The sequence below is a fragment of the Paenibacillus sp. HWE-109 genome (assembly GCF_022163125.1).
GTDB lineage: Bacteria > Bacillota > Bacilli > Paenibacillales > NBRC-103111 > Paenibacillus_E.
Genome location: NZ_CP091881.1, coordinates 6,451,799 through 6,464,239 on the forward strand (window position 1 = coordinate 6,451,799; position 12,441 = coordinate 6,464,239).

General features: G+C 50.0%; 13 protein-coding genes. 4 read left to right on the forward strand and 9 right to left on the reverse strand.

All coding sequences use genetic code 11. The annotated features are described in order from the left end of the window. Positions 1-104: 104 nt before the first annotated feature. From LOZ80_RS27520 to LOZ80_RS27530, 3 genes are all read right to left on the reverse strand, one after another. Positions 105-1,718 carry an AraC family transcriptional regulator gene (locus LOZ80_RS27520; RefSeq protein ID WP_238167653.1) on the reverse strand — a complete coding sequence of 538 codons (1,614 nt, stop codon included), beginning with the start codon at positions 1,716-1,718 and terminating at the stop codon, positions 105-107. 463 nt (positions 1,719-2,181) lie between these two features. Beyond that, entirely contained in the window at positions 2,182-3,054 is an 873-nt protein-coding gene (locus LOZ80_RS27525) for an IS3 family transposase (RefSeq protein WP_238167654.1), read from the reverse strand. 23 nt (positions 3,055-3,077) lie between these two features. Further along, positions 3,078-3,437, reverse strand: a complete 360-nt coding sequence (locus tag LOZ80_RS27530) for a transposase (protein WP_238167655.1) — start codon at positions 3,435-3,437, stop codon at positions 3,078-3,080. Between the two features lie 121 nt (positions 3,438-3,558). Here LOZ80_RS27530 and LOZ80_RS27535 point away from each other — a divergent pair, with 121 nt between their 5' ends. After that, on the forward strand, positions 3,559-3,807 hold the full coding sequence (locus LOZ80_RS27535) for a hypothetical protein (protein WP_238167656.1): 249 nt from the start codon (positions 3,559-3,561) through the stop codon (positions 3,805-3,807). A 345-nt stretch (positions 3,808-4,152) separates the two neighbouring features. After that, the gene (locus LOZ80_RS27540; RefSeq protein ID WP_238167657.1) at positions 4,153-4,386 is read left to right on the forward strand and encodes a hypothetical protein; all 234 of its coding nucleotides are present in this window, start codon (positions 4,153-4,155) and stop codon (positions 4,384-4,386) included. 525 nt (positions 4,387-4,911) lie between these two features. Here LOZ80_RS27540 and LOZ80_RS27545 read toward each other — a convergent pair. Beyond that, positions 4,912-5,649, reverse strand: coding sequence for a ThuA domain-containing protein (locus LOZ80_RS27545; protein ID WP_238167658.1), 738 nt, complete (start codon positions 5,647-5,649; stop codon positions 4,912-4,914). Positions 5,650-5,859: 210 nt separating this feature from the next. Here LOZ80_RS27545 and LOZ80_RS27550 point away from each other — a divergent pair, with 210 nt between their 5' ends. Continuing rightward, entirely contained in the window at positions 5,860-6,801 is a 942-nt protein-coding gene (locus LOZ80_RS27550; protein ID WP_238167659.1) for a helix-turn-helix domain-containing protein, read from the forward strand. Positions 6,802-6,821: 20 nt separating this feature from the next. Here LOZ80_RS27550 and LOZ80_RS27555 read toward each other — a convergent pair whose 3' ends face one another. The 3 genes from LOZ80_RS27555 to LOZ80_RS27565 are packed head-to-tail and all read right to left on the reverse strand — an operon-like array spanning position 6,822 to position 8,730. After that, positions 6,822-7,631: an SPL family radical SAM protein gene (locus tag LOZ80_RS27555; protein WP_238167660.1), complete on the reverse strand. Its 810-nt coding sequence runs from the start codon at positions 7,629-7,631 to the stop codon at positions 6,822-6,824. Next, positions 7,628-8,164, reverse strand: coding sequence for a methylated-DNA--[protein]-cysteine S-methyltransferase (locus LOZ80_RS27560; RefSeq protein WP_238167661.1), 537 nt, complete (start codon positions 8,162-8,164; stop codon positions 7,628-7,630). The genes LOZ80_RS27555 and LOZ80_RS27560 overlap by 4 nt, the downstream gene beginning before the upstream one ends. Positions 8,165-8,187: 23 nt before the next feature. After that, the gene (locus LOZ80_RS27565) at positions 8,188-8,730 is read right to left on the reverse strand and encodes a bifunctional transcriptional activator/DNA repair enzyme AdaA (protein ID WP_238167662.1); all 543 of its coding nucleotides are present in this window, start codon (positions 8,728-8,730) and stop codon (positions 8,188-8,190) included. Positions 8,731-8,886: 156 nt separating this feature from the next. On the opposite strand from LOZ80_RS27565, the gene LOZ80_RS27570 reads away from it, so the two are divergent. Beyond that, on the forward strand, positions 8,887-9,831 hold the full coding sequence (locus tag LOZ80_RS27570; RefSeq protein ID WP_238167663.1) for a DNA-3-methyladenine glycosylase family protein: 945 nt from the start codon (positions 8,887-8,889) through the stop codon (positions 9,829-9,831). A gap of 295 nt (positions 9,832-10,126) precedes the next feature. Here LOZ80_RS27570 and LOZ80_RS27575 read toward each other — a convergent pair whose 3' ends face one another. After that, positions 10,127-11,542 carry a sulfatase family protein gene (locus tag LOZ80_RS27575; RefSeq protein ID WP_238167664.1) on the reverse strand — a complete coding sequence of 472 codons (1,416 nt, stop codon included), beginning with the start codon at positions 11,540-11,542 and terminating at the stop codon, positions 10,127-10,129. 7 nt (positions 11,543-11,549) lie between these two features. Next, positions 11,550-12,428 carry a carbohydrate ABC transporter permease gene (locus tag LOZ80_RS27580; protein WP_238167665.1) on the reverse strand — a complete coding sequence of 293 codons (879 nt, stop codon included), beginning with the start codon at positions 12,426-12,428 and terminating at the stop codon, positions 11,550-11,552. Positions 12,429-12,441: the final 13 nt, after the last annotated feature.

The window sequence follows — 12,441 nt, forward strand, 5'->3', positions numbered from 1 at the left end:
CCTTGCATCCTATATTACTGAGAATCGTTATCAATTGTATCGTGACCCCAGAAGGCTTGCCAAGGACAAAACCGTTCATCCAGATGGACAATTGTGACATCCACCTAACCTAAGAAACGCAAAGCTTCATCAATTTTCAAAGAATTCGTCATAATACCACTGCTCATCCATGTATAATAATCCGCTTGATAGACATTCCCGTTTTGCACCGCAGTCATTTCCAGCCAGTTTCTAGTGCTCATCAGTGTCCGGGCTTTGGCTTCACACCCAGGATCAATAATTAGCAGCAGTCGATCCGCATCGAGCTGCAAGAGGAGCGGCACCGATAGACTCGTCCAATAGTCGTTCCAAGCGAGTTTACGCACAAGGGCAGGAGCTTGCAAACCCAAATCCCCGTAGAGTACGGGTGCCGTATAGGAATGCATAGACCCTCCATACAATCGAATCTGATCTGCATGTATTCGAAGCAAAGCAACCGTTTGATTGCCGATAGACGCTTGGATCTGTTTGGCTGCTCCTTTGCATTTGAGTTCATACTGGAGAAGCACTTCTTCGAGTAACGCAGATTTACCCAGCAAACCAGCAACCTCGTTTAATGCAAGCCTCCATTCCTGCTTATAGGAAACCGTGAACGTAGGCGCTATCTGATTTAATTGCCTGTCCAGCTTCGGATCAATGTATTGGCTGCAAAGAATCACATCGGGTTCAATTTGCAGCAATTGGCTGACATGCCGATCCCCCAGTTCTGCCTCCTGTTCTCCCAAATGAATCGTTCTGCGCAAATGCGCCGCCAAGGGATGCCCCTTGTCAAACATCGCGGCGTAGGGAGTAACGCCTACTGCCAACATATGATCCAAGTAAGCTGGGAACAAGCAGGCTACATGATTTCTTTGCTTCTCTATATAGGCAGTTGGTGACACTCCAACTTCTTGTTTAAATTTGCGGCTAAAATAGTACTGTTCTCCATAACCGGCATATTCCGCAATCCAACCAATCGAAGCCTCGCCGCGAATCAACTCGCGCTTGGCATGGTTGATGCGAATGCTTGTCAAATATTCGCTCAGTGTCCTGCCGGTCTCCTTCCTGAACATGCGTGAGAAATATTCAGGGCTCATGCCGGCCATCTCCGCAAGACTGTCCCGCGACAAATTGTCCTGGAAATGGCGCTCCATGTAATCGGTTATACGAGCAATACGCTCCTTGGTCTGCCCAGCCGTTTCATTGCCCAGATCTTTCATCACCCAATAAAGGAGCTCCTGAAAAACTACATTCAAGCGAAATCGCGCCAAATGCTCCTCACTGCCTCGATCCATGTACAGCCGTTTGGCCAAATCGACGGCTTGCGCCAACGAATGGTCAGGCACCTCCGCGCACCAGAACTTGCTGCCATGGCTGATATCCCCCCACGTGCCCAAGTTTTTCTGCTCATATGGCGCAGCTTCAAAAGTCAAATCATACCAAGCCAGACCTTCCCCGCTGCTCACTCCCGCAGCCGTATATGTCCCTGGTCGCAGCAAGCAGCAGCGTCCGCGCTGAAGCGGCAGCCATTGCCCGTCGATCACGCATTTGCCTTCTCCGCCGATAATCAGCAGCATGCGGTAGGCATCCGTAAGCTGCAGCTTCATCATGCCATCGGCGTCCAATCGATGATAGTGAATCTGGCGCAGCCTGATCGCCACTTCATCTAGCGGCAGCCAGCTCTCTACATCATCCTTCATCGCTGCCCCCTCCATCCGTGTATTCTCTATCTTTAGCCTAGCATAAATAAAGAACGTCTGCCCGCCGGGATGCCAAATTAGCGCGGTTCTTGGCAGAATAGAGGATCGAAGTTCCCTCTGAAGTGGATTTGCTACTGGTGGTGGAGTTAGATAGAGGGTTGGGAGAACGCGGAGGGTGGCTGTGTGGGAAAGTAGCTGATTGGTTGGACAGTTTGGCAACCGTCAAGAGGAACTATGATCCGCTATATGTGGCAAATCAGCCGATGTGCGCATCCACGCGGAACTACGGTCCGCTATTTGGCGTGAATCCGCCCATTTCGGGGCGAAACTGCGAAATAGAGGAACAGAGTTCCGCGTCAGGCCCAAATCGGTCAGGCCCCCTAATTCCGGAGAATCGGTTGTACAACAAGGTGTTATCTTAGTATTGCTTGTTTTTTGAAGCGCTGTCGGCTTCTTTTGCTAGTTAAATGGCGAGCACATAGCTGGACGTATCCATCGATGCTTCTACCCACCTCATAAATGCGGCTGGCGATCGTTTACCGAGGCTTCTATGCATGCGACGATTATTATAAAAATCCATGTACGTATGAATAGCTCGATAAGCTTCTTCAAACGTTTCAAAGCTTTCTTTCCTCAATAAGTCACGCTCTAATGTGGCATGGAATGATTCGATATAGGCATTTTTATTGGGCGTTTTGGGTGGAATCCGCTCGTGAATCATCGTTTCATCCTCACACATGTCTCCAAAAGCCTTGCTAATAAACTGAGGACCGTTGTCTGTGCGAATAATCGGCTTGCTTGCACCTGATGCTATGCGTGAACGTAGAGCGTCTTTAACCGCTTGGCAAACATGCTTAGCTTCGCAGCTGGATCCAAGATGATAGCCGACGATGCTTCGATCAAATACATCGATAATATCCGCGAGATAAAAGAATTGATCATAGCCTGCTACGTACCCATATTTGATGTCTAATTGCCATAGTTGGTTGGACGCGTTAATGGTATGATTGCGGGCTAAACGTCTCGGATAATGAATCTTTTTGCGCCGCTGCGGATTTAAAATACCGAGCTTCTGACATAACCGATACACTTTCTTTTTGTTGATTACAAGGCTATGTTGAACGCGCAAACACTCCGTCAGTAGAACGTAACCATAACTATGCTCCTCACCCGAAACTAGCTCTAACAGCCATTCCTCAATCTGGGCATTGCTTACGATTTGACCCGTATGCGTCTTCGAGTGAAGTGTGGCTGGACGCCCCCTTCCAGGTGCTGAAGGGCGCTTTAGCGAAGAACGCATAACTTTGTGACGGTCGTAGTAGGTCGAAGAAGCCACATTAGTTAGGCGCAGTACAGTCGTTATGGGATGTCCCTGCTCGATGAACGTTTGGGCAATGTTGAGTTTATCTTCGAGGCAGGGCTGGACTTTTTTACAAGTTCTCTCAGAATATTGTTTTCCAACTCTTTCTCTCCGAGTGCTTTTAGCGCACAAGCATATTTTTCTTCCAGTTCAGCTAGGCGCTTGGATTCAGCCATACGTTCATCTAATGTTGGTAACGCATCATCCCCAAAGGTCTCTTGATATTCCTTTACCCAGTTACGGATGGTTTTTGGCGATACATCATATCTTCGCGAAAGAACACCCGTCTTAATTCCACCAAGCGCTTCTTGAGCTACCTTGAAACGCACTTCTTCAAACACCTTGTTACGTTGTTGCACGGTATTCGCCTCCCTAATAAAAAGTGTACCTTATTTCCCGTGGTATTCTCCAATCTAATTAGGGGGCTTAATAGAAATAGCGCGGTTTTATACAGAATAGAGGAACAGAGTTCCCTCTGAAGTGGATTTGCTACTGGTGGTGGAGTTAGATAGAGGGTCGGGAGAACGCGGAGAGTGGCTGTGCGGGAAAGTAGCTGATGGGTTGGACGGTTTGGCAGCCGTCAAGAGGAACTATGATCCGCTATATGTGGCAAATCGGCTGATGTGCGCATCCTTGCGGAACTACGGTCCGCTATTTGGCGTGAATCCGCCCATTTCGGGGGCGAAACTGCGAAATAGAGGAACAGAGTTCCGCGTCAGGCCCAAATAGCCGGTTTTAGGCAGAATAGAGGAACGACGTTCCCTCTGGAGTGGATTTGCTACTGGTGGTGGAGTTAGATAGACGGTTGGGAGAACGCGGAGAGTGGCTGTGCTTGAAAGTAGCTGATTGGTTGGACGGTTTGGCAACCGTCAAGAGGAACTATGATCCGCTATATGTGGCAAATCGGCCGTTGTGTGCATCCTTACGGAACTACGGTCCGCTATTTGGCGTGAATCCGCCCATTTCGGGGGCGAAACAGCGAAATAGAGGAACAGAGTTCCGCATCAGGCCCAAATAGCGCGGTTCTAGGCAGAATAGAGGAACGACGTTCCCTCTGAAGTGGATTTGCTACTGGTGGCGGAGTTAGATAGTGGGTTGGGAGAACGCGGAGAGTGGCTGTGCGGGAAAGTAGCTGATTGGTTGGACGGTTCGGCGGCCGTCAAGAGAAACTATGATACGCTATATGTGGCAAATCGGCTGATGTGCGCATTCTCGCGGAACTACGGTCCGCTATTTGGCGTGAATCCGCCCATTTCGGGGGCGAAACTGCGAAATAGAGGAACAGAGTTCCGCGTCAGGCCCAAATAGCCGGTTCTAGGCAGAATAGAGGAACGACGTTCCCTCTGGAGTGAATTTGCTACTGGTGGTGGAGTTAGATAGAGGGTTGGGAGAACGCGGAGAGTAGCTGTGCAGGAGAGTAGCTCATTGGTTGGACGGTGCGGCAGCCGTCAAGAGGAACTATGATCCGCTATATGTGGCAAATCGGCCGATGTGCGCATCCTTGCGGAACTACGGTCCGCTATTTGGCGTGAATCCGCCCATTTCGGGGGCGAAATAGAGAAATAGAGGAACAGAGTTCCGCGTGAGGTTCAAATAGCGCGGTTTTTGCTAGAATAGAGAAACAGAGTTCCCTCTGAAGTGGATTTGCTACTGGTGGTGGAGTTAGATAGAGGGTTGGGAGAACGCGGAGAGTAGTTGTGCGGGAAAGTAGCTGATGGGTTGGACGGTGCGGCAGCCGTCAAGAGGAACTATGATCCGCTGCCTAGCTTGGCTAGGCGCGCTCAACAAAAAAAACCGCCATCGATTCGCATCGATAGCGGTTCCTATACACGATTAAGCTTTCACTTTAGGCTTAATTTCTTCAAGCGGCTTGTGGTTTCCATATTTCGGATACTCACGTGTAGATGGAGCAGCCCAGTGGACCGCATTGCTGATAACGCGACGGATTTGCTCGTTATAGTAGGTGCGGTATGTTTCATGTCCTGGACGGAAGTAGAAGATCTTTCCGTTACCACGATTGAACGTACAGCCGCTGCGGAAAACTTCGCCACCTTCAAACCAGGAAACCATAATCAGCTCATCCGGTTGCGGAATGTCGAAGTGCTCGCCGTACATCTCCTCGGCTTCGAGATCAATGTACTCCCCAATGCCTTCCACGATCGGATGGCCTGGCGCAACAACCCAAAGACGCTCTTTCTCGTCCGCTTCGCGCCATTTGAGATCGCAGGATGTCCCCATCAGCTTTTTGAATACTTTGGAGAAATGCCCGGAATGCAGCACGATTAGTCCCATACCTTGCCATACGCGCTTTTGAACGCGGTCAACAATAGCATCTTGTACTTCATCATGGGCTTTGTGTCCCCACCAAATCAGTACATCCGTGTTGTTCAAAACTTCTTCCGACAAGCCATGCTCGGCATCATCTAATGTCGCATATGTGACATCAACAGCTCCGGCCAACCCTTCACCAATGGCTGTATGAATACCGTCTGGATAGGCTGCACGTACAATTTCACTCTCTTTTTCATGACGAAATTCGTTCCATACCGTAACTCTCAGCTTCTGACTCATCGTCTTATTCCCTCCAAAAAAGCGTATTCATTCATACTTCTGAGTATAGTCAGTCCCCTGTCCAAAATAAAGGCAAGATCCTGCCTACTTCTTATTCAATAGTGTCCTTTACTAGCAAACAATGATATACTCACTCTTGATAAGCCTTATCCGACAGGACCTTTGGCATATTCAAAAATGTCCTTCTACGATTAGCGAGGTGTGCATAACATGGAATCCATCCCGAGCTCCGGTCCATTGACCGAGATTATGAATGAAGAAATCATTTACCAGAATCCGCTGCTCTTTTTGAAAATCTGGGAGCTGGGTTATGATACCCCTCAATTTGGTCCTCCTGCCCATTGGGGCTGGCATTCCCATATGCAAGTTGAATTTCTGCTCTTGATGGAAGGTCAACTGGGCGTTCAAACCCAGCATGAATATACGGTCATGTCGCAAGGCGATATTATGGTCTTCGGCTCGTTTCAACCGCATCGCACGTACAAATACTCACCGGATCTGTTGCGACAGATCGTTTTTCAGATTGATCTCAAGCAGCATTTCGACCTTAGCACCATGCCTTACTTGCACCGGTTCTCTGAGCTTACACATCCTCTCGAGGCGTTCAATGCGTTATTCCGCAGCAATGCCGCCGTTAAGCAGATGGCTTATGCACTTATCATGCAGATCTATGAAGAATCGCAGTCACGAAAAATCGGCTATGAACTGGCTATCGGCGCAGCGATCAAAAATCTGCTGCTCCTCCTGCTGCGCAATGATAACCGCGACTTCTCCAGCTTGACCGAGGACACCGGCATTTCTCGCGTGCGCCCTGCGCTGGACTACATTGATAAGCATCTCCATGAGCGGATAACGGTGGAAGATGTGTGCAGCATTCTCAATTTAAGCTATCATTACTTTATTAAGTATTTCAAAAAGGTCATGGGGATATCCTTTGTCGACTACGTAAATTACAAAAGAATCAAAAAAGCTGAGCGCCTCCTTCTTACCGGAGACCTCAGCATTATGGATGTTAGCTATGAAGTAGGCATTCTGAACATGGCACAGTTCTACAAGCTGTTCAAGCGGCATAATCAATGCTCGCCCAAAGAGTTCAAGCAGCGGATGCGCAGCCAATCCGCTCTTAATCCGCTTCTTGCACAAGCGGATTAAGGGCTGAAAGGCTAGAGCCATCAAGGCAGGAAGCCTCGCTGGCTCACAAATACCTGCTCCTGCGGAAAATGCCGCAGGAGCTGTTCGTGCACGCGCTTATACGCATCCCGACTGTACCAGTCGGGCAGCCCCAGCGCGTCGTAGACCCCGCGCACGCCGATGCGTTCCGTGCGCCTGCCTCCACTGCCATCGCCCATGAAGTAATCGTCGATGCAGACCCGGTCCACGATGTCCGAGAGCCGCTCGGCGAACTGCTCCGAGCTCGGCAGCACGGGCGCTATCGTGGCCTGCACGGGAATGCCGCGAGCGCGCAGCTCGCGCAAAGCCTTGAGCCGCGCCGAAATCGGAGGCGCGGACGGGCTGAACGCGCGGCGGACATCCTCTCGGTCCGTCTCGACCGTGATGCTGACTCGGACACGGTCGCCGAGCAGCTCAAGAAGGTCCGCATCCCGTGTCACCAGCGGGCTGCGGGTTTGCACGAAGACGAAGTCCGGCGGATTCGCGGACATCACTTCCAGGAGCGAGCGGGTGATTCGCTCCGCGTACTCAGCCGGCTGATACGGGTCCGTCGCCGACGACATGAAGATCTTGACCGGGCCTTTGCTTAACACCCGGGTCAATTCCTTCGCGAGCAGCGCTGCTGCGTTCTCCTTCACATCGACGAAGCTGCCCCACGCTTCGTCGCGGAACAACGCGACTGGCATTTGCCGCACGTAGCAGTAGGAACATGCGAATGCGCAGCCCGTATAAGGATTCAGCGTATGCGTGTAGCCTTCCAGAAAGCCGCTGGCTTTGGTCAGAAGCTGCTTCGCTGTTTTATGAACAATCACAATCCTGTTCGCTCTAGTTCTAGGAGCCTCTCCTTATTCGCTAGTCCGCCGCGGTAGCCAGTAAGCGTGCCATTCTTCCCTATTACACGGTGACAAGGCACGACAATCAGCACCGGATTAGCCCCAATAGCTGTACCTACCGCTCTTACAGCACTTGACTTGTCCAACCCTTCGGCTATTTGCGTATAACTGTGAGTTTGCCCGTGAGGAATCTCATTCAGTACACGCCATACCCCTTGCTGAAACTCCGTTCCCCGCAAGTCCAAAGGAAGCGTAAATACTGTGCGTAGTCCTTTTAAGTACTCCTCTATTTGATGGACGTAGGGTTGAAGTGCAACGCCATCTTTCACCCAAGTGTAAGCAGGACAATGCCGCTGTCCCCATTTGAACAGTTCCGTCTGCCCGCGCTCATTCGACTCCCCTTCGTGAAATTGCACATAACAGAGACCTTCCTCTGTTGCAGCCAGAATGAGATTGCTCGCAACAACACTAGCTTCTCCCCAGTAAATCGTCTTCGCTGCTTCCATTTGCATCTTAGCCTCCTCCTCGGTTATCTTTAAACAGATCTATGTTGACGGAATTCCGTTGGTGTTAAGCCCGTCTTTTTCTGAAATAAGGTGGCAAAATGGGCCGCATTCGGAATCCCAACCTGACTGCCAATCGCATTCACAGCGTGATCCGTTTCTTGCAGAAGCCGCTTGGCCGATTCAATTCTAATTTGTTGGAGATACGTTAGCGGCGTTACCCCCATAACCCTTTTGAAGGTTCGTTGTAAATGATACACACTGGCGTAGAAATGCTCAGCTAAAACCATGAGCGTCAACGGCTCAGCAAATTTTTCCTCGATATGCGTTTTCATGAGCATCACCCATTCTTCATCAGGCAGTCTGATCCCGTCAGGCCTGCATCTTTTGCAGGGACGATATTTTTCGGAGATTGCTGCTTGACGATTCACAAAAATGCGTACATTCTCACGCTTAGGCACCCTTGATTTGCAGGAAGGCCTACAGAAGATTCCGGTGGTCATCACCGCATAATAAAACGTACCGTCATAAGCCGCATCATTCGTTACAATTGCTTGCCAATACCGTTCATGCATTTCCTTCCGCTCCTTTCTGCCGCCACCCCTCACATGTTTCAGTATACCCAAACCTTGCTGATCTTGTAAGGGACTTCAGATGAGAAAGCAAGATTACGAAAGCCGCTTTCAGCGATAATAGAGGAAGAAATTTGAACGGATAGAGGAGACTTGCTTATGCAGCAGCATCACCCTTTGGATCCCTCCATACTCCAATGGAACGAAGCGACGAGTTCGCTTACACTACCGATCCCCGAGCCTTATCAATATGAACAAAATCTAGGTTACTTGTCCCGCTCCACCAATGAGTGTCTATTCCGTGTGGATAACTCTGAAATTTTCAAGCTTATCCCGATTGGGGATAACCCTGTATTAATCGCTGTCCACAGTGAGGATAACCGCGAATTACGCATTCGAGTGCTTACTCCTCATGAGCTGCCTTCAACAGTGTGGGAAGAAATCGTGAGTTATGTGTGGGAGTGGTTTGATTTGGGAACCGATCTTACGCCATTCTATGCATTAGGTGCTGCTGACCCTATTCTACAAAGGGTTACTAAAGCTTTCTATGGACTGCGCTTGATGGGGATTCCTGATCTTTTTGAAGCGATGAGTTGGGGGATTATCGGACAGCAGATCAACCTGACTTTTGCCTATACGCTCAAAAGGCGTCTTGTCGAAAACTACGGTACCAGACTCGATTGGGAGGGGCATACTTATTGGGCTTTCCCTACGCCCCAGCGGATTGCCGCGTTATTGCCGGAAGCGTTGACTGCCTTGCAATTCACAGGGAAAAAGGCGGAGTACTTGATCGGCGTTGCCAAACTGATGACCGACGGTCTCTTGGTCAAAGAGGCACTGCTAGCACTTGGCGATTATGCTGAAATGGAAAAAAAGCTGCTGCTTATTCGTGGTATCGGCCCTTGGACGGCCAACTATGTCATGATGCGCTGCCTGCGCAACCCCGCTGCGTTCCCGCTAGCGGACGTGGGGCTGCACAATGCTCTCAAGCATGTGCTTGATCTGGAGCACAAGCCAACCCTCGCTCAAATTCAGGAGTTAGCCGCGGGGTGGAGAGGCTGGGAGGCTTATGCCACTTTCTATTTGTGGCGAGTGCTTTATTAGTGAGTTGTGCTTTGGGCTGGAAAAAGGCTGCCTCCTAGGGTTGAAAACCTGGAGCGCAGCCTCTTATTTGTGCGTTTATTCATTTGGTCGTTGCTCGAGCAACGTCTAGCAGGAATTCCTCCTGCTATTTTTACTTTACTTAGCTCAGAACCTCCAACTAGAGGGAAAACCTCCCTATAATTTGGAGAAAATCGCCATTAAGTGGAGAAATCAGCATAAATAACGGGAGATTTTCCATGTAATCTCGCTTTTCGAGCAGAAACGCTGCAATTAGCGGGAGGTTTTCCCGTTAGCTTCACAGATCAAATGAATCGTTCGTCCGCCTCAGCCAGCTCTTCAGCTCCGCTTCCAAAGCGATCACCAGCTCATCCTCCTGCGCATCCTTGATGACGCGCGGATTCAGCTGGTATGGATCCTGCTCATGGTCATACAAAAGGCGCTCCACTTCGGCCCCCGGTACATAACCTTTGTGCACAATATACGTATTTTGGCTGGTGCGGATACCTCTCCAGCCATATTGCCGATTGTCCAAGCCGCAGGCTGTGAAGTGCTCTATGGCCTCTTTCCGTCCCGGAAAGGCGCAGATAAAGGCGGATGAAACTTCTGCGTTGCTGTTGCCAAGAATATGGGTTGATAAATCCAAGCCCTCCACCGTGTCAGGCACAGGAATCCCCGCAAGCCCCAGCAGTGTTGGCATGATATCCACACTGTTGAAGAGCAGATCCGTGCTGCCCTTCTGAATCGTGCCCGTCCAGTTCATCAGACACGGTATCCCAATCGACTCTTCGTGCCAGGAATGCTTGGCCATTAAACCGTGGGAGCCCATTAATTCCCCATGATCCGAGGTAAGAACAATCAGCGTATTTTCCGAGATGCCAAGCTGCTGCACTTCCTGCCAAATGCGGCCGAACTGCTCATCCATACCGGACACAGCGGCGAAATAATCACGTGTATAACGCTGGAGCGCTTCATCACCGCTCTCGAAAGGCTCACCCGTATGGGCTGCAAGCCGCTCCGAGCTTACATTCGGCCGCAAGCTCAGCTCCTTATCCTTGTAGATCTCCTTGTAAACATCAGGTACAAGCTCAAAAGGGCTATGCGGCGGGTTCCAAGAAACGAATAATGCGAATGGCTCGCTGTTGTCACTTTTGGAGCGGATGTATTCAAGTGCTATATCCGTTTCATGCTCAAGCGACCACTGTTCCACTTGAATCATCTCCGGCGTGTCTCTCCAATAATGAGGTTTCAGGTGATGATCATAGGCGCCATAAGAATACCAGAAATCGAATCCGTGTCTCTTAGGGCCAGGCGGTGTAAAAGCATCCCAATCCCTCGCTCCCGATGCAGGCTCATCACAGAGATTCACTTCCGGCAAATCCAGATGCCATTTCCCGATATAGCCTGTTTGATAGCCAGCAGATTGCAATGCATCACCCACGCACACTTCATCTGGACTGAGCATCACATCCGCGCCGATTTTGCAGTTCGTATAGACCCCGTTCGACTGCGGATACTTGCCTGTCATGAGGGCCGCCCGATGTGGTGAACATAATGGCGTGCACGATAGGGCATGGTTGAACACCAAACTCTGTTCGGCGAATCGATCCATATTCGGTGTGATCACAGGGTCTTCACCCATGAAGCCAACCGCTTGTTTCCTCCACTGATCAGCGAAGATATAAATGATATTCGGCTTTTTACTAGGCTTCACTCTTCGCTCACCCTTTGACCGCGCCTGCGGAAATCCCTTCTACGAAATGGTCTTGCGCCATGAAGTAGATGATAATGGTTGGAACAATCGCACAGACGGCTGCCGCCATCAAAGGCCCATACTCTGTTGCGTGTTCCGATTGGAAGTGCTGCATCCCCAACTGGAGCGTAAACAACCGATCGGAGTTCAAATAGATCAAAGGCCCAAGGAAATCGTTCCAGGCATGCATAAACGTAAAGATTGTTAAACTGGCAATAGCTGGTCGAATCAGGGGCAGAATAATGCGCGAGTAAATGCCGAATTCACTCAAACCGTCTATTCGGGCCGCTTCCGAAAGCTCTTCCGGAATGGACATAAAAAACTGTCGGAACAAGAACACGCCGAACGGACTGAACGCCCCAAGTAAAATTAAGGCCCAGTGCGAATCCATCAAGCCCAATGTTTTCATCAGCATAAACTGTGGAATCATCATCACCTGATACGGCACCATCATCGTCGCTACATATAGGAAAAACAATTTATCCCGTTCCGGGAATTTCACTTTGGCAAATGCGTAGGCCGCTGTCGAGCAGGTCACGATTTGCAGCAGTGTTGTAAAGACGGCGATTTTAATTGTGTTCAGATAATAGGTGAAAAAAGGAAGCTCCGTCCAGACCTTTTTATAGTTGGACCAGAAGAACTCGCTCGGTATCCACTGAATCGGGAATCCGAATATTTCGGCCTCGGATTTCACGGATGCCGAGAGCATCCATAGGAACGGAACAATCATGGATAAGGACACAACGATGACAACTGCGTACAAAACCATTTTTCTAATCAAAGCCCCGGTAGGAACCCTTTTCGGCAAGAAGATTGTCGTCTTCCCCGTGTTTGTCCATGTGCTCAAGATGACTTCTCCC